General features: G+C 36.4%; 18 protein-coding genes. All 18 read right to left on the bottom strand.

The genetic code is table 11. The annotated features are described in order from the left end of the window. Positions 1-2 precede the first annotated feature (2 nt). The 18 genes from wecB to E4N69_RS02850 all read right to left on the bottom strand — a co-directional run bounded on the left by wecB (position 3) and on the right by E4N69_RS02850 (position 17,289). Positions 3-1,076 carry a non-hydrolyzing UDP-N-acetylglucosamine 2-epimerase gene (gene wecB / locus E4N69_RS02940; RefSeq protein ID WP_253824451.1) on the bottom strand — a complete coding sequence of 358 codons (1,074 nt, stop codon included), beginning with the start codon at positions 1,074-1,076 and terminating at the stop codon, positions 3-5. An 11-nt stretch (positions 1,077-1,087) separates the two neighbouring features. Next, on the bottom strand, positions 1,088-2,035 hold the full coding sequence (locus tag E4N69_RS02935; protein WP_253824450.1) for a GNAT family N-acetyltransferase: 948 nt from the start codon (positions 2,033-2,035) through the stop codon (positions 1,088-1,090). After that, positions 2,025-2,834, bottom strand: a complete 810-nt coding sequence (locus E4N69_RS02930) for a polysaccharide deacetylase family protein (RefSeq protein ID WP_253824449.1) — start codon at positions 2,832-2,834, stop codon at positions 2,025-2,027. Before E4N69_RS02930 ends, E4N69_RS02935 begins: the two co-directional genes overlap by 11 nt. Continuing rightward, positions 2,825-3,940, bottom strand: coding sequence for a glycosyltransferase (locus tag E4N69_RS02925; protein WP_253824447.1), 1,116 nt, complete (start codon positions 3,938-3,940; stop codon positions 2,825-2,827). The genes E4N69_RS02930 and E4N69_RS02925 overlap by 10 nt, the downstream gene beginning before the upstream one ends. Before the next feature lie 39 nt (positions 3,941-3,979). Further along, on the bottom strand, positions 3,980-5,158 hold the full coding sequence (locus E4N69_RS02920) for an EpsG family protein (RefSeq protein ID WP_253824446.1): 1,179 nt from the start codon (positions 5,156-5,158) through the stop codon (positions 3,980-3,982). 1 nt (position 5,159) lies between these two features. After that, positions 5,160-6,653: a hypothetical protein gene (locus E4N69_RS02915; protein WP_253824444.1), complete on the bottom strand. Its 1,494-nt coding sequence runs from the start codon at positions 6,651-6,653 to the stop codon at positions 5,160-5,162. A 13-nt stretch (positions 6,654-6,666) separates the two neighbouring features. Further along, positions 6,667-7,731: a TDP-N-acetylfucosamine:lipid II N-acetylfucosaminyltransferase family protein gene (locus tag E4N69_RS02910; protein ID WP_253824442.1), complete on the bottom strand. Its 1,065-nt coding sequence runs from the start codon at positions 7,729-7,731 to the stop codon at positions 6,667-6,669. A gap of 1 nt (position 7,732) precedes the next feature. After that, complete coding sequence (locus E4N69_RS02905; protein WP_016522274.1) at positions 7,733-9,163, bottom strand: MOP flippase family protein; 1,431 nt, start codon at positions 9,161-9,163, stop codon at positions 7,733-7,735. A gap of 3 nt (positions 9,164-9,166) precedes the next feature. Next, positions 9,167-10,165, bottom strand: a complete 999-nt coding sequence (locus E4N69_RS02900; protein ID WP_253824441.1) for a hypothetical protein — start codon at positions 10,163-10,165, stop codon at positions 9,167-9,169. Between the two features lie 8 nt (positions 10,166-10,173). Beyond that, complete coding sequence (locus E4N69_RS02895) at positions 10,174-11,316, bottom strand: ATP-grasp domain-containing protein (RefSeq protein ID WP_253824440.1); 1,143 nt, start codon at positions 11,314-11,316, stop codon at positions 10,174-10,176. 112 nt (positions 11,317-11,428) lie between these two features. Next, a complete protein-coding gene (locus tag E4N69_RS02890; RefSeq protein ID WP_253824438.1) occupies positions 11,429-11,737 on the bottom strand; it encodes a hypothetical protein in 309 nt (102 codons plus the stop codon). Further along, positions 11,671-12,576, bottom strand: a complete 906-nt coding sequence (locus E4N69_RS02885) for an ATP-grasp domain-containing protein (RefSeq protein ID WP_253824437.1) — start codon at positions 12,574-12,576, stop codon at positions 11,671-11,673. The genes E4N69_RS02890 and E4N69_RS02885 overlap by 67 nt, the downstream gene beginning before the upstream one ends. 77 nt (positions 12,577-12,653) lie before the next feature. Next, positions 12,654-13,790, bottom strand: coding sequence for a dTDP-4-amino-4,6-dideoxygalactose transaminase (gene rffA, locus E4N69_RS02880; RefSeq protein ID WP_253824435.1), 1,137 nt, complete (start codon positions 13,788-13,790; stop codon positions 12,654-12,656). A gap of 36 nt (positions 13,791-13,826) precedes the next feature. Beyond that, on the bottom strand, positions 13,827-14,705 hold the full coding sequence (gene rfbA, locus E4N69_RS02875; protein ID WP_253824433.1) for a glucose-1-phosphate thymidylyltransferase RfbA: 879 nt from the start codon (positions 14,703-14,705) through the stop codon (positions 13,827-13,829). 7 nt (positions 14,706-14,712) lie between these two features. Then, the gene (locus tag E4N69_RS12700) at positions 14,713-15,207 is read right to left on the bottom strand and encodes an acyltransferase (protein WP_305880163.1); all 495 of its coding nucleotides are present in this window, start codon (positions 15,205-15,207) and stop codon (positions 14,713-14,715) included. 119 nt (positions 15,208-15,326) lie between these two features. Further along, a complete protein-coding gene (locus E4N69_RS02860) occupies positions 15,327-15,818 on the bottom strand; it encodes a hypothetical protein (RefSeq protein WP_253824432.1) in 492 nt (163 codons plus the stop codon). Continuing rightward, the gene (locus E4N69_RS02855) at positions 15,797-16,114 is read right to left on the bottom strand and encodes a nucleotidyltransferase domain-containing protein (RefSeq protein ID WP_253824430.1); all 318 of its coding nucleotides are present in this window, start codon (positions 16,112-16,114) and stop codon (positions 15,797-15,799) included. The genes E4N69_RS02860 and E4N69_RS02855 overlap by 22 nt, the downstream gene beginning before the upstream one ends. A 56-nt stretch (positions 16,115-16,170) precedes the next feature. Then, on the bottom strand, positions 16,171-17,289 hold the full coding sequence (locus tag E4N69_RS02850) for a DegT/DnrJ/EryC1/StrS family aminotransferase (protein WP_253824429.1): 1,119 nt from the start codon (positions 17,287-17,289) through the stop codon (positions 16,171-16,173). Between the last annotated feature and the right edge of the window lie 3 nt (positions 17,290-17,292).

Raw genomic sequence — 17,292 nt, 5'->3', positions numbered from 1 at the left:
ACTTATTCTTGTAACACCTCTATGATTTTTTCTGCCGTATGACCATCACCGTAAAGCTGAGGATAATCCACGGGAGTATAAATACCGTGGATCGCCGATATGATTTTTTCGGTATCAGCGCCGGTAAGCGTATTCCAGCCGGAAGTTACAAGTTCAACCCATTCAGTGGTGTCACGCATGGTGATGCACGGTTTTTGAAAGAAAAATGCCTCTTTTTGTACACCACCTGAGTCCGTAAGCACGGCAGTACAAGCTTCTTCATATTTAAGCATTTCCAAATAACCGACAGGTTCTATAAGCGTAACGTGGCTTCCAAAATGCAATCCATGTTCCGCCAGTATTTTCTTTGTACGGGGATGCACGGGGAAAACGAACCGCTTTTCAGAAAGTGAATTAACAGCATCTACAATATTTTTTAACCGTACCGGATTGTCAGTATTTTCTGCCCTGTGAATGGTCAACAATATAAAATTACTCGGTGTTTGCAACGGACTACTTTTCTGACGGTAATAAAGCGATGCATCATACATAATATCTCCCGTTTTGCATACAACCTTATTATCTGCAGATGGTATACCACCGGTAGAAATAATTCCTTCTTTTTTAAGATTTTCTACAGCCGTATCCGTCGGACAAAAAAGCCATGTTGAGAGATGATCTGTCAGACGACGGTTTTGTTCTTCCGGCATTGTCATCATAAAAGAACGCAAACCAGCTTCCACATGGGCTACCGGAATATGCAACTTGCTTGCAGCTAGGGCACCTGCCAATGTAGAATTGGTATCACCGTATACAAGCACGATATCAGGTTTTAACTCTAACAGCAATTCTTCGATCTTTTCGAGCATAAGACCAGTCATTTTACCGTGAGAACCGGAACCTATATGCAAATTATAATCGGGCTGCGGAATATCCATTTCGGTAAAAAATATATCACTCATATTTTGATCATAATGCTGACCGGTATGAATGATTGTCTCTTTTACACCAAGCTGCGGATTGGCTTTAACATAGCGGCTTAACACAGCCGCTTTTATAAACTGGGGCCGAGCGCCGATGATTGTAAGAATGTGCATAAAAGTATTCCTTATATTTTATAACCTATGATATGTTTTATTTTCGGCTTTAGATAATCGGCAAAGGATAATAAAGGATTCAACCGAGTTATACGATAATTTATTACAAAATCCGCGGAAAAAGAGCGGAAAGCTCGCTCAATATCTTCCACATTGGAGCCTTCAAAATCAAATTGCTTTGAAACAGTGGCTGCAAACTTGATGCCTTCCCACAACAGAAGACTTTGAGCTCCGCTACTGCGAAATTCAGGATCAGCACCGCCCATCAAATAATAACAAACATTTGTATCATACACAAAATACGCGGCTGCGTGTACAACCCCTTTTGCATCTATAGCGGTTAAAAATTTACGAGCATTATGCGTACAGCAGGACTCATCTAGCTTACTTACTAAGTCTTTAGGATAAGGATTTATTCTATCTTGCCGCTTAAATGTTTTATCTTGTATATCACACAATATGTCTATTGAAGAAGACTCAGTAATCGATAGAAGTTTCTCCGCTTTTCGTATCTCATTTCGCGTTTTATCTCGAAAACAAGAAAAAATAATATTGACATCATTCAAAGTTTTTATTCGATAAGAAAAAGTCGGCTCATACTTAAAACCATGCCAGCGAAACGGCAATATATAGAAATTTTCAGAATTCAAGTAGAGATCTATATTCATTTTTTTAGGTATTTTTTCGATAAGCTCATCAAGTATTTCTTTTCGACGCGCCAAATTATTTACCGGTTTTCCTATTAAAGGCTTTATCCACGGCCCTGTTGTTTGAGTTAAAGGTGGCAATGTGATAATGTTTTGACCCAACCGCTTCGTTATATAATAAGGCAAACGGGCAATAAGTTCATTGCCGTTTTTTACTTCAATAACGTCCCAATTTTGATTTGTAACGGCATTCCACCACCATGGCTGCTCAAAAATACTATTTACTTCACTTATTGTATCATTATTCGGCATGATTCAAAACCTTGAGGGCATCTCGATACGAGATAAACGGGTAATTATTTTCCGTACAGTACGTTACAAACCACTCATAAAAAGTTTTATCAATAGGATATGTTTTTCCATTAAACATATAATCATGAAAGAGAAAAGTAAAATACGGTAATTGTTTTTTTTCGGCCTCTCGAAGAGCTACGATTGTTTTCTGCTTTGCATGTTCAAGATTGTTGTGAATAATATATCCGTCCATAATATGGAGCGGAAACTCCCACATAGTTCCGACTTTATAAGGTTCCTTTAACCCTATTGCTTTTTTATTAAATTCCGAAGTATCAAAAAGGTAACCGATTTTTTCCATTTTATTAAAAGTGTTATCATCATACCGCACATAGTGAGTTCTTATCCCAAAAGAAGATAAGCCGGATATATCTTTAAAGTTACTGTATTCTTGTTTCATTTTCTCTATATCTTTAATTTCAATTCCATGCACGCCCGCATCAAAACCGCTATCCAAAACATATTTAATCCAAGATTTTGTTTTTTCTTTTTTATATGATAAACCTAAGATATTATCCATTCCGAAAAAGAAAGTGGATTTAACCCCATGAGCTTTATCAAATGCAATGATTTCAGGAATACGATTTAACCGCTTATCAAAAATAGAAATCAATCTATACCAAAACGAAGAAAAGCTAATTTGCCTTTTACAAAGTTGTATAAAGCTTCTTACCCATAGTTTAGGAAAAATTAAATCGCGTAAAATATGGTCTGAAGGATAAAGATGATCGACATCATGTGAAATAATTATTTGCATTTTTCTTCCAGCCCTTTATACATTTCCAAAAGTATTTTTTCCTGTGTATTCCAATTATATTTTTCCATAACGGCACGCCTGCCATTATCCCCCATTTGTTTTGCTATATCTTTATTTTCAATAAGATAATTAATAGCATCTCTAATCGCTTTTATATCATGCGGGTTTACATAAATACCGCATTTCCATTCATCGATAATTTCTTTCCATAGAATAAAGTCGGTACAGATAACAGGAAGCCCCATTTGCATAGCTTCAAAAAGCTTATTATTACCCAAAGAACCAAGTTTATAACCCACATTAGGGACATAATCATTCAAAACCATTGCAGCAGTAGATTGAATTAAAAACTGAGGAACAGCATCAAAAGATATTCTACCGACAAATTCAACATTCTGCCAACCATCAAGCGTTTTAAGATATTCAAGATAAGGAGCTGCCCCCCATCCTGCTAAACGATACTTTATATTTCTACAATCTTTTATAGCTTTTATAATGTTTTGATGCAGCCATTGCGCGGCGATTCCTCCGGCGAAACATATTGAATCCCCCCATGTACGTTCGCCAGCAGTAATAGATCTACCCAATAAAGGGTAATTCGTCAATTGGTACACATTCATATTTAACGTACATAAACGCGTAGTGATACTCGGCGTTACGGAAACAAGCGCGTCATAGCTGCACAGCATTCGTTTTTCGTATTCCGCATATATTCTAGATACAAATTTACGTAAAAAAGGAGGGATCCATTCTTTTGTCAAAATTTGTGCCGGCACATCTTCGTGCGAATCAAAAACCACACACTTATTCTTATACTTTTTCAGCTTTACTCCAACAGACATAAGTTCCGGATCATGGAAATGGTATACGTCAGCATCAACTTCCACGCATTTATGATAAACAGCTTTTTGTCCCCAAAAGCTCCGCTTCCATTTGTTTTTAGGCACCTGAACGCCGCATATATGGATACCGTTACATACTTCATCCGGTACATTAGGGGCAATTTCAAAAACCGTATATCCGGCGTTCACCAACGAAATGCATTCGCGGTAAAATATCCTGTCATCCTTAGCAGAATGGACAGAAGTTACATGGCAAATTTGCATAAAGCATCCTTCATGTTATAAATTATAGTCATAAAATTATTATTCAACAGACCATGATCTATAAATGCTAAATTTCTCATGTAAGGTCAAATCAGCCTTACCTTCTATAGTAGCGGTTATATAATTAGTATAATGTTTAAAACAAAAATTTCTTTCTATCGATAAGTACATACCACATATCCAAAAAATAGCAGTAATTAAAAATATAACTCCACGATTTATAGATGTCATCGAAAAAAGCTCTGCAAGAGCGATAATAAAAAAGAAGTTATAAAACAACCTAATCCGAGAAACAGGCCCCATATAAAGTGTAATAAAATAAACAACAAAAAAAATCATTGTTGCAGCAAAAAACTGTTTTCCGTATTTTGAAATATGCTCAAGCTTTTTGCGAAACAGCAGTATTAAAATAAAAAACAAAAAATGTACAATATTGCCAATTGCCAAAGGGTTAATTTGTCGCAGTCGTATCGTCAATTCAAGATATGCAACAAGCTTTGCAATAAATATATTATTACCATAACCATTTATGAATTTAAAAACAATCAACAACATCTGTGGAGTGAAAAAGATATAAACAACTGCCACCAATACGAACAGCCAAATACTAGACAATTTAATACTTCTAATAAAATACAGTGGAACCACAACCAAGGCAGTCCTGTGAAACAGCGAAGCAAGAAGCACAAGAAGCAAAAATAGAATAAACTTATGGATAAAAAGATATTTAAAACTTTTTATAACAATTGCAAGTGCTATTGAAAATCTAATTATTGTTTCAACATACAAATACATACCATTTGTTATATAAAAAATAAACAACAATAAAAAAATATTCCTTGCATCGCCATACGCATATTTCGATAAAGAAAATTTATAAAAAAAATGCGATATAGTAATTAATGAAAAACTTTTCATTATGATTAATGCTATCATAAAATTAAATCCGATAACTTTTAATAATAGCATGCACAAACTAAACCCAAGTTCAAACCCTAAATCTCTTGACTCCTTTATCCAATTATACCATGTGATTTTTTCAAAGAACATTTCATAATTTGGCCAATCACTCCCATTTAAATAAACACAACAATATACTACAACAGCAGACAATACAACTAACCTGTAAACAGCCCTTTTTACATTGGGCTGCATTCCTTTTTCTACAATGGCCGCGATAAACGCTAAAGATGGGGGAATAAAATACGGAAAAATCACACTAATACCCTTTATTTTGTTTTAGATGTGGCTTTCGTAATATTCGCAAGAAATGTCTAATATAAGTAGCACAAAAAAATAATATTTTAGAGTTACCCATGAATTTAAATTTTTCATCGGGATTAAAAGGAAATTGTAACAAACGTTTATTATTAGTATTTAAGAAATATAAATGAATACAATGTAGCTTTCTATCTTTATGCTTAATCCTGACCCAATCATCGATAATAGCATGAGAATTAAATATATTCAGCAAAGTAATACCCGCAGCAGCATAGATATTTTGAGAATAGCCGCATAAACGTCCGCATTGATCCTCAATTCCAAATAAGTCATACACATATTGTGAAGGAATGCCATCATTTTTCATCGATTTTAGATAGTTTTCTACCTCAAGTTTAGAATCAATAGATATTTTACGCTCTTTTGCTGTAAAATAGGCTGATGTTGCACACCATACAGGCAATAGATTAACTAAAGAGCTTTTGCCAAGGTGATCTATAATATTTCCATTTATTGTGGCTGTATCACCAAATACTTTTTTATAAGTATATGCCATTGCGATATCATCTTTATAGTAATATTTACCTATAATACTATACACTGCATCAATAAAAGATTCATCAGGAATTAAATCAGGAATTTCTCTATGCGTTATTTCTAAGCACTTACAAATTTCCCGCGGAATACGTAAATCATCAGTTATTTCAGTCATGTATTTATGTACAAAAATATATGACTGAAAATCTTCAATATTTTTGAAAAGGAATGAAACAACCACACGAGAATCCCATCCGCTTGTTAGGGGAGATACAATCTTATAATATTTTGCATACTCCTTAACAATATTATCAATTAAATCCACGTGACGCTTCAAAACGTCATGAGGATTCTCGAAATACTGTAACTCGCCATAGGGATAGTATCTCGTAGTTGTTCTACTTCTTATATTGATATAGTGATCAGCGAGTACTGTTTTTACGCCTTGATAAATAGTTATATCATTCGGCATAGCGGCCACAAAGTCAGAACTCATTCGAATGCGAAGAGCTCTATTGTCTACCGGCAAAGCCAACGTAGTTGCAACAACATGGTCAAATGACGAAAGGCATATTTCATCAAGAGCATAATTTATCTGCATACAAGCGGTAGCATCAGAAAAGGCATAAAAATTATTATTGAGAGATATAAAGATAACATAGTTTCCGGCAAACCGTGCCGCTGCTTTTATAATATCGGTAATAATGTTAGAAGATCGTAATAAGAACTCAGGTATATCACATCGCTCTATCTCCCCAAAAGAGTCAACACATAATCCGACGATATACACAAAGCCATGAGCATTTTGAAAGGTTAAAACTTCGGTTTTTTTGCTATAACTAAGATAAAGACCATATTTTTCAATATAAATAAATTGTGACAAGTCCTTATGTTTTTTAGTATGCAGCACATACGTAAAAACGGCATTATCAAGTGAAATATCAAATTCTTTCATAGATTTATACTCCCTATAACGCAGATACAGAGGTTATTGTTTTAAATAAACTATCCCAAAGAGAGAACAGAGTTTCATTTGAGAACATCTTTGTCAGAATAGTATCATTTTGCTTAGCCTCTGATTCAGGAAAGCCAACAAATGAGCTAAAAGACATAGATTCAATATCGTCTGTCAAGAAAAATTTTAAACCATATTCATTAAAATCCTCTTCGGTTGATATACCAGAACGGATAAAGACTTTTTTTCCATATTTTAACATTACCAGTAGGTTCCCCCACGCCTGTTGTCTTCGATGGTTACAAACCATAATATCAACATTCGATAAAAATTGTTGATACGTCTTTAAGTCCATCATCTCAGTGATAGGGATATATTTATCTCCAAAATAAGTCTTCCCTATCCGATTTATATTATCAACATAACCGGCAGGACAATCCCCATAAGAAAGTATTACATACACTTTAATGTTTTCATCTTTAAAACGCGACAGCAATCGCAATGCATCTATATGCTCATTTGAAGGATCCCGCGAATTACCTACGAGAATAGAAACATAATCTTGAGGTGCGTGTGCATGAAATTCAAAAAACGCTCGCGGATAAGTGGTATATATATTTTTAGCACCTGTATTATAATATTTTTTTATGAGTTCAAACTCGGAATGATCAGTACTCACATAACCAAATCGTTTTATTGTAAAAGCCCGCAAAAACTCATAAATTTTATATTTACCTTTTTTGACTTCAGTATGCCAGTATAAATCACCGCCCCATACTTTCCAAACGACCCTATCGAGTTTCCACCATACGCAAGCACAAGCGAGATACAAATAGGGGTGAGAATAATTATGAATAATAACAGCATCATGTTTCTTTAAACACAAAAATATTTTTAGTATTGATAAAAAATCAAAGGTATCCTTAGAATCATCACTACAGAAAGACTTATTTTCCGTATTTTCACCATAGGATAAAAATAAAAACTTATGCTCATCTGAGAAGTTTTTTTTATTAAGACGCATAAAAGAAAGAAATTGATCTGCATAATTCCCTTGCGGCAAAAAATGATAAATCACACTAGCGCCTCACTATCTTATTAACTAAAGAATTTTCAAACACCAACAATAAAACAAACGTTATGACCGTAAACACAGCTCCTGTAATTAAAAACACTACAATGGCAGGAAACGATAAAAACCGAATTAAAAGTAACGAAACTATAATTGGCAAAATGAATACACCCACCGTTTTTAGAAAGTTATTATAATAGCGTATAAACGGTATTCCTAATAATTTATTTGAATACATATACCAACCTGGATATGTTAAAACAAGTTGAGATAGTAACAAAGCAAAAGTAACAACCAAAATAGAATATTGCGCACCAATCCATAATACTAAAGGCGTAAAGCACACTACAATAATATTCCACCACATATCTATATCTGTTCTTCCTTTTGCAATACACACCATCCCGATTGTGTCTCCATACTGACGTATAAAATAGTAAATTGCCAATACATGAATAAGAGGCACACATACCAGATATTTTTCACCATAATAAAAAGCGACAAAAGGCTCTGCTAATGCAAATACGCCAAGATAGACAAAACCGTTCAAATACGAAACAATTTTTTGCACAGAAAAAAAACTTCGGTTCATCTGTTCGGAATCATCTTGCATTTTAGAAAAAATAGGCGTTGCAACCTTTGATGCAATAGGCGCCACAAGGGCGGAAGGCTTTGTCACTAAATCTTTCGCTAAATTATAAATACCAAGACCTTCAGCCCCAAGCAGTTTCCCTATAATCAAAACATCAAAACTACCGGTAAAATAATTTATAACCTGTGATACGGTATGATATCCCCCTATTTTCAAAGAAGAGAGTGTTTCGGACAACTTAAAATGCAATTTTATTGGAACAATTTTTACCCCCACAAAAAAATAAATAATATTGCCAACAGTATATCGAGCCAGATTAGAAAATACTAACGCATAAACACCCCAGCCGGTATAAGCAAAATAAAGAGCCGCACATAACCCCATTAAAGCAGATATGATATCGACAACTGCAATTGCTCTAAAATACAATTCTTTTTGCAAGAGCGTCTTTTGCTGCCGTCCGATCGAAGAAAACGGAATAGCCAAACACATCAAAGGAATTAATTTTAATAGCGCAATTTCATGATAAAACGATGCGATAAGCGGCGAAATTAAGCAGATCACTACATAAATAATAATACCGGCAAACATATTTAACCAATATAAGCTGCTATATTGATTTTGCGACATATCTTGTTTATGCAGAATAGCAACGGTGATGCCAAAGTCCATAAAAATATCGGCGAAACCTTTTACAACCATCACGAGCGCCATCAAGCCAAAGTCGCTCTTATCAAGCAAACGCACTAAAACGGCAGTTGAAACCATCTGCGTTATTACAAGAGTAATAGTCGAAAGGGTTATCCATTGGACACCACTGTAGACTTGTTTATTTAAGCTCGACAAATATTACTCCTTCATCGCAGCAACAATATACCTTTTAACCAATGAAGCTATATATTGCATATCCGCAATCGTATACCGCTGATCAATCGGAAGCAACAGTAAATGTGATGAACATTCATATTCGAAGGTACCGGTGAAATGCTCATTTAAAAGCTCTTTCCATAGTCTTGGCACATATACTTTATTTTTAATCATAGCAGCACTTATATCCTCTGCTAATAATAACGGATACCAGCAAGCCGCGGTATTTTTTCCAAGTTCACTACATTTTAATCTATTATATTGTTGGAGGAATGTATGAAGTGCTGCATAGTTTTGCATTCGCATTGTTTTTACATATTTATAATTTACCGACAATAACAAACGGCGTGTAAAAAGAGACATCTCAAGATACTCATCGGCAAAAGAAGCTATAGCCGCTTGATAATCCATATACGCAGCATTTGTTCCACACTCAATAGCTTTTATTAAAAAATTTATTCTTGAATATGAAGTATCTTTTTGTAGATTGGCAAGCGGTCTCAAACAGGAAGCAACTAAAGCGCCTCCATCAGATACTCCAACAAATTTTCTATAAGAATATACATTATACACTCCATCTTTTAAAACAGGAGGGCAAAATAAAGCTTGTGTATTATCGATGATAATATTTTTATATTGCCGTATATACTCAGCGATATACGAATCCAATATTCCAAAATAATTTACAACTAAAATACATTCATTTTCTTTAAGAGATAAAGATGGACATCGCAAATCTTCTGCTATATAATATTTTTTATATGGTATCCCCAATCTCTCTACAACATCAACGACTGTTTTACAAATATAGTGCGGAACATATACTTTTTCTGGCTTCATCATTTGTAGCGCATAATATATGGCAGCCCGTCCACTATTCAATGCTAAAATATTATCAGACTTGACACCGTTCCATAGAGATGCTAAATCACTATGCAGCGGCGTTAATTCCAATGGTAAATATCCACCGTATTCCCGCATTATATTTCCTAGTCCACACCAAAAATACTTTGATCAATAGCTTCAGAATCAAACCCAAAAATCGTATACCCATAGCGCCCAGAATTATCCTTTATGTTATCTGGAAATTCATCAAGAATAACTGCATCTCTAATCACAGCACCACTATGCCGCATTTTATAATCACACATTCTCTTAAAATCATTTTTAGATACAATAAATCGGATAAGGGCGTGTTTATAATGAGGTTTAATCGAAAAATCAGGAGTTTTACCAACACTAATATCTATCACCATTTTCATAAAATCATATCCAGTCGATAAAGGCACCAAATCTGAGCCAATACAGGCACCTCCCATACGGGATCCTATCTCAATGATTTTAACATTACCATTTTTATCTACTTTAACTTCAGAATGGGATGCACTGTACTGTATTTGCAGGCTTGTAAGAGCCTTACAAATTATATTTTTAATCTTATTAAGCATTAGCTCACTTACTATTGCAGGTTCTTTATGGGCATATTCAATATACTGAGAACCTGTAGTAAATTTTTCCGTTAATGCTAAAAAGGTATGCTGTCCTTTGTAAGAAATAAACTCAACACTATACTCCTTTCCTTCTACAAATTCTTCGACGAGAGCTTTTTTTTCAAAAGATTCTTCACAAGCGAACATAATAGCCTTTTCAAGATCCGCACTACATAAAACCTTTGTAATACCTCTACTACCGGATCGGTCGGTCGGCTTCACCAAAACAGGAAATTCGACCGGCAATACCGTTACGTCTGTTGTTTGATCAACAAGAAAGCTCTTAGGGGAAGGATCACCATTCCGCTCAAAAGCCTTACGCATTTCGTGCTTATTGGTAGATAATAATACACATTCAGCAGAATTGCATACCAAGCCTAATTTCCGTGCAAGATAATTAACCGTAATATTTGCGACTTCAGACGCAATAGAACACACGCCGCTTGGTTTTATTTTTTTACAAATTGCTAAAATTTCATCCTTATTAACAATACTAATAGGATAAAAATAGTCCGCTATAATTTTCCCAACAGCACCATCTTCCCACGCAAACACATGCGTTTCATATCCTAATTCTTTTGCTTTTTTTATAAGCTGTGCTTGAAAATCATTTGCACCAATAATAACTAATTTCTCTTTCATATTAACCGCCTTGAATTTAGTATAATCTGATACTATACCCAAAACGGTCATCACTGATTTTTAAACAGTTATATCAATACAACGCGCTCCTTTCGTCCAACTGACAGTCATTTTAGTCGGCAACTATGATTTGAACATTTTCTAGCAGACGAAGCTTATAATCAATTTCTGCTTGACTAGACGCAGAAATAATAGCCTGCCCAATTCGATTGGTTGCATTTTCAAATTTTGGGATGGTATCGCCTATGTTATAATCAAATGACACAGCCCCTATCTGCGGGTAATCAATTGATTGTAAAACACCTCCTCGCTTACTAAAGAATAATAAACTTGCCGCATATATATCGCTTATTCCTAGAACACCAACATCTCTTCCCGCTGCGTTCTCAATAATACATTTAAAATAATCAGTCTCATACATAATCCCCATACATTCCGGTATACCAGTAGCTCCACAGCGTGCAGCCACTTCAAGAATATATACATTTTCATCTTGAAGGATAATATCAAAATTAAAGGCTGTATTATCGATACATAAAGCATGAATTGCTGCTGCGCAAGATTGATTGATTGATTGATTGATTGATTGAAAATATGACCTACTTGAATTGAGACGCCATCATTTTGCGTCATTATTTTTTCATGGGCTAAAATACATCGGACTTTACCGTTTTGAATCATACCACTAACACCTATCTCTCGCCCTGCGATATATTCTTCAATCAATAAATAATTCTCACCAGTTATCTTCATACATTCCTTATATGCTGATTTTAGCCCAGCCTCAGTTTGAGCGTGAATAATACCTCTACTCCCTGATTTATCAACGACCTTTAACACAGCATTCCTATTAAGTCTTGCAAAGTATTCACTAGCCTCTTCTATGCAGGTAACTTTATACCCGTTCGGGGTACATACACCATGCTGCAATAAAGTTTGTTTCATTAGCCATTTATTTGATGCCTTCATGGCTGTATCATAGGTAATCCCGGGTAATTTTAACTCATCACAAATCCAGCCGATTGTAGGCACACACACATCAGTACCCGTCGTACAAACCGCCGATACATCTTCTGCCCGAGCTATTTTAAGAGCTTGAACTTTATCAGTCGTATCTACATAATAAACCTTATCGGCATAAGCAAAGCCGGGATAGTTCCCTCGAATACTCATTACAACCACATAATAGCCTAATTCTTTTGCTTTTCGAATAAGCGGTACTTGATATACACCTGCACCTAATATTAATATTTTTTGCATCCAGTTTCTCCTCTCAAAACTGATAATAAGTACCTAAATAATAATTATACAAGAATTTCATCGATCGCATTATCACATCAAACGTATTTTACATAAAACTCAAAGACACAATCACAAACATAATCAACCTCAGCGCTTGTTAAACCATAATACATTGGCAATCGTAGTAAACGCTCGCTTTCTTTTGTTGTATATATATCTTTACCGCTGAACATACCGTACTTTAATCCAGCCGGTGCAGAATGCAAAGGTACATAATGGAATACAGAGCCGACATCTTTTGATTTTAAAAATGCAATCAAATCAGTGCGTTCTTCTATATCTTTTACTTTTATATAAAACATATGAGCATTATGTATACAATCAGACGGTATAAAGGGTAAGTCAATCAAACCTTTACCTTGTAAAGGTTTGAGCTTAGTATAATAAATATTCCAATTCGCAAGCCGGTTGTTGTTTATTTCTTCCGCGACTTCAAGCTGCCCCCATAAATATGCAGCGTTTAGTTCACTCGGCAAAAAAGATGAACCGTATTCTATCCAAGTATATTTGTCCACTTGTCCACGCCAAAATTGACTGCGATTTGTCCCTTTTTCACGGATTATCTCAGCCTTTTCAATGTACTTAGGGTTATTTACTACAATAGCACCGCCTTCTCCCATGCTGTAATTTTTCGTTTCGTGAAAGCTGTAACATCCAAAATCGCTTATGGTTCCTAAAGATTTATTTTTATAGGTAGACATCACACCCTGTGCAGCATCTTCTACCACGAAAAGATTATGTTTTTTTGCAATAGCTGTAATTTTATCCATTTCGCATGAAACACCAGCATAATGGACAGGTACGATGGCTTTTGTTTTCTCAGTAATAGCTGCCTCAATTTTAGTTTCATCAATATTCATTGTATCAGGGCGAATATCAACAAAAATAATTTTAGCACCTCGCTGCACGAAAGCATTAGCCGTCGAGCAAAAAGTATAGGAAGGCATAATCACTTCGTCACCGGGTTGAATATCACATAAAATTGCGGCCATCTCCAATGCTGTTGTCCCTGATGTGGTAAGCAAAACCCTTGGAGCTTTAATTTTCTGTTCAAACCATTGAGAACAGAGCTTAGTGAACTCTCCATCGCCACAGATTTTCCTATTAGCGATAGCTTTTTTTATATAATCTACCGATTTCTCAACATAGGGAGGTACATTAAAATTAATCATAACATTATTCTCCTATTAAAACAAATTCATATAAGCCTAATTTGCTGTTTCGGCAAGGTATTTTAGATACTCGCCATATTCGTTGTTATATAAATCCGCAAGACTGAATAACTGCGCTGCCGTAATCCAGCCTCGCCGATAAGCAATTTCTTCAACGCATGACACATACAAACCTTGTCTCTTTTGTATGGTCGCAATAAAATTAGCAGCATTTAATAGACCATCAAAGGTACCCGTATCAAGCCAAGCCAACCCGCGCCCAAGTTTTTCTACCCTTAGCTTTTTAGCAGCTAAATAAGCAGTATTAACAGACGTTATTTCTATCTCACCCCGAAGTGAAGGCTTTACAGTTTTCGCAATTTCAATCACATCATTGTCATAAAAATATAATCCCGGTACCGCATAATTTGACTTAGGTTTCTTTGGCTTCTCTTCGATTGAAATTGCTTTTCCACCCTCATCAAACTCAACTATTCCATAAGAATAAGGATCACGTACATAATAGCCAAAAATCATAGCACCGGAATCTTGAGAGACGACAGAAGCAGCGTTTACGAGAGTGCTTCCAAAACCTTGTCCATAAAAAACATTATCTCCTAAAACTAATGCACAAGAGTCATTACCAATAAATTTTTCTCCAACGATGAAGGCATCAGCAAGACCGCGGGGACTCTCCTGTACGGCATACTCAAACTGCATACCGAGCCAACCGCCATCACCAAGTAATTCTTTAAATAGATGTATATCCCGCGGTGTTGATATAATAAGAATCTCGCGGATACGCGCCAACATAAGCGTAGACAACGGATAGTATATCATGGGCTTATCATAAAGCGGCAATATCTGTTTTGAGATAGATCTTGTCAACGGGTTTAACCGAGTACCACTACCACCTGCTAAAATAATTCCTTTCATCTCCCCCTCACTCCTTCTCCCCCGCTGCATTCACCGTGCCATGCACCCGTGCGGGGTTTCCATAAACAAGTGCATACGGAGGCACATCTCTTGTTACTACACTTCCTGCTCCAATTAAGGCATATTCGCCGACGGTTACCCCGCAGACAATCGTAGCATTTGCACCGATGGATGCACCTTTTTTGATCAAAGTTTGTTTGTATTCGTGTTTGCGTTCAATAAAGGCACGAGGATTTATGACATTGGTAAACACACAAGAGGGACCGCAAAACACATTATCTTCTATTATAACATCATCATACAGTGAAACATTATTTTGTATCTTCACCCCGTTGCCGATAACAGCTCTACCGCCGATGTTGACATTTTGCCCGATCGAACACTTTTTACCAACCTTAGCGCCGCTCATAATATGCGTGAAATGCCAAACTTTGGTTCCCTCACCTATTTCCGCACCTTCATCTACATAACTTGATTCGTGCACAAAATAATTCTTAGCCATTAATCTTTAATATTCCTTACTCAATAAAAAATCAGCAATGTAAAAATGCCTTCGTAAAACAATACAATCTGCTTGTATAAAACGTCTTCTCAATTCGACAGTTAAAATTTTAGTTGTTATTAATTTCTATAACTATCCGTACCAAGCAACTTACCTGCCGTGGCGGCGAGCTTCATGTATAACATCATAAATCTATCCCATGAAGCATATAATGCATTGATCGCATTGACAATATCTTCTGATCGTTCGGGATACTCATGTGCAAAATTATTCCTTAACGAACGAAAATACTGCCAATCTGCTGCCGAAGTTAAAACGCCAAGCTTTTCAAGTCGATTCAAAATATCTATAAACGGATGCACTGTCGTATCATTTTCCAACAAGCTATATACGGCAGGGATGAGCCTTAAACCGATACAATCCTGCAACTTGGCAAATCGATATAAAAACTGATCTAAAACAGCGGTCTGTTCATCGGACAAAGCATTCAGCCGATCTTGCGTAAGCGGGAACAAAGGCTCCAAAAATTTGAGCGCCGTGTTAATCCGTTGCACATGCTTCTTGCATTCTTCCAGTGCAGAAGCGCATTTCAATTTGAGTACTTCGTCCATAATACAACACCCTGCCGATACGCATTCTGTACAATTAAGCGCCCATCATCAACACCCGTTGTGGTAAGAAGATCAATCCGCTGTTCACCGAGTTTTAACTGCAGAGCTGCAACTGTCTGTAATTTCTCTTCAAAGGCTACGGCAGTAGAAACAGGTGTCTGTACCAGTATGTCGATATCCCCGCCTCGCTTGTTATCATCAGCGCGAGAACCGAATAGGATAATTTTTTCCGCTTGAGAAAAATGCCGACGAACAGCAGCAATAATGATATTTTTAGCTTCTCCGGTTAGGCGCATTACTATCCAAAACAATCCCATGCAGGCAGTATGCCTATCTTCTTTAAAGAATCGCTCTACCGCTTATAAAACGCCTTTATTGCATCACAGGTATAGGAAATTTCGTCTTTGGTCAACTCAGGGTACATCGGCAAAGCAAGTACGGAAGCACAGAGTTTTTCTGCAACAGGGAAGTCGCCTTTCTTGTAACCGAGATACTTAAAACACTCCTGTTCATGCAGACACTTGGGGTAATATACCGTTGTGCCTATACCTTTTTCGGTGAGATATGTCTGTAACTCATCCCTGTTTTCAGCAAGGATATTGAATACATAGTATACTTCTTTTCCTTTCGTTTTTACGACGGGAAGTTTTATCTGTCCGATATCTTTTAGTAAAGCCCGATATTGAGCTGCGTGTTCAGCTCGCTTTGCAATCGCCTCATCAATATGCTTGAGCTTAACATTCAAAACGGCTGCCTGCAAACTGTCAAGCCGCGAGTTATAGCCGATATAATCATGGTGATACTTTTTTGTCGCTCCATGGACACGCAAACTCTTGGCTTTTAGGTAATATTCTTCGTTGTTCGTAACGATCATGCCGCCATCACCGTAGCCGCCGAGTGTCTTGGTCGGAAAAAAGGAATAAATCCCCATATCACCGATAGTCCCGGACTGATGTAAAACGCCGTTATACATATCCTGCATACCGAACGCTTCTGCGGCATCTTCCAGCACATGGAGATTATGCTTTTTTGCAAGCGCCATACAAGCTTCCATATCCGCCGTCTGCAAAAACAAATGCACAGGCAATAGCCCGACCGTATTTTTTGTTATACGTTTTTCTACATCCTTCATATCCATACAGAAGGTATCTTCATCAATGTCGCAAAAGACAGGCTTACCGCCTAAGCGGGCGATACAGGAGGTTGATGCAAAAAATGTAAAAGCAGGGGTTACAACCTCTGCACCGTCTTTAAATCCGAGGATATCGGAAGCAATCACCAAAGCATCACTGCCGTTTGCAACGCCGACCGCATATTTTGCACCGGAGTATTGTTTTATCCCTTCTTCTAAGTTTGCTACTGCTTTCCCCAAAATAAAGTCACCCGTTTCAAGCACGGAAGACAACGCTGCATCAAATTCTGTTTTTAGATTCGTATATTCTCTTGTTGCCGTATAAAAAGGTACATTCATTAT

Source organism: Treponema sp. OMZ 906 (assembly GCF_024181185.1).
Taxonomy (GTDB): domain Bacteria; phylum Spirochaetota; class Spirochaetia; order Treponematales; family Treponemataceae; genus Treponema.
The sequence above is the reverse complement of the archived record's forward strand: the minus strand, read 5'-3'. Positions and strand labels throughout refer to the sequence as shown.

Coding starts and splice junctions, on each gene's coding strand:
- rfbA (WP_253824433.1), bottom strand. CDS start 14,705: ATGAAAGGAATTATTTTAGCAGGTGGTAGTGGTACTCGGTTAAACCCG.
- E4N69_RS02855 (WP_253824430.1), bottom strand. CDS start 16,114: ATGCGCCTAACCGGAGAAGCTAAAAATATCATTATTGCTGCTGTTCGT.
- E4N69_RS02900 (WP_253824441.1), bottom strand. CDS start 10,165: ATGCGGGAATACGGTGGATATTTACCATTGGAATTAACGCCGCTGCAT.
- E4N69_RS02890 (WP_253824438.1), bottom strand. CDS start 11,737: ATGTATGAGACTGATTATTTTAAATGTATTATTGAGAACGCAGCGGGA.
- E4N69_RS02885 (WP_253824437.1), bottom strand. CDS start 12,576: ATGCAAAAAATATTAATATTAGGTGCAGGTGTATATCAAGTACCGCTT.
- wecB (WP_253824451.1), bottom strand. CDS start 1,076: ATGCACATTCTTACAATCATCGGCGCTCGGCCCCAGTTTATAAAAGCG.
- E4N69_RS12700 (WP_305880163.1), bottom strand. CDS start 15,207: ATGGCTAAGAATTATTTTGTGCACGAATCAAGTTATGTAGATGAAGGT.
- E4N69_RS02925 (WP_253824447.1), bottom strand. CDS start 3,940: ATGCAAATTTGCCATGTAACTTCTGTCCATTCTGCTAAGGATGACAGG.
- E4N69_RS02935 (WP_253824450.1), bottom strand. CDS start 2,035: ATGCCGAATAATGATACAATAAGTGAAGTAAATAGTATTTTTGAGCAG.
- E4N69_RS02895 (WP_253824440.1), bottom strand. CDS start 11,316: ATGAAAGAGAAATTAGTTATTATTGGTGCAAATGATTTTCAAGCACAG.
- E4N69_RS02850 (WP_253824429.1), bottom strand. CDS start 17,289: ATGAATGTACCTTTTTATACGGCAACAAGAGAATATACGAATCTAAAA.
- E4N69_RS02860 (WP_253824432.1), bottom strand. CDS start 15,818: ATGGACGAAGTACTCAAATTGAAATGCGCTTCTGCACTGGAAGAATGC.
- E4N69_RS02930 (WP_253824449.1), bottom strand. CDS start 2,834: ATGCAAATAATTATTTCACATGATGTCGATCATCTTTATCCTTCAGAC.
- E4N69_RS02915 (WP_253824444.1), bottom strand. CDS start 6,653: ATGAAAGAATTTGATATTTCACTTGATAATGCCGTTTTTACGTATGTG.
- rffA (WP_253824435.1), bottom strand. CDS start 13,790: ATGATTAATTTTAATGTACCTCCCTATGTTGAGAAATCGGTAGATTAT.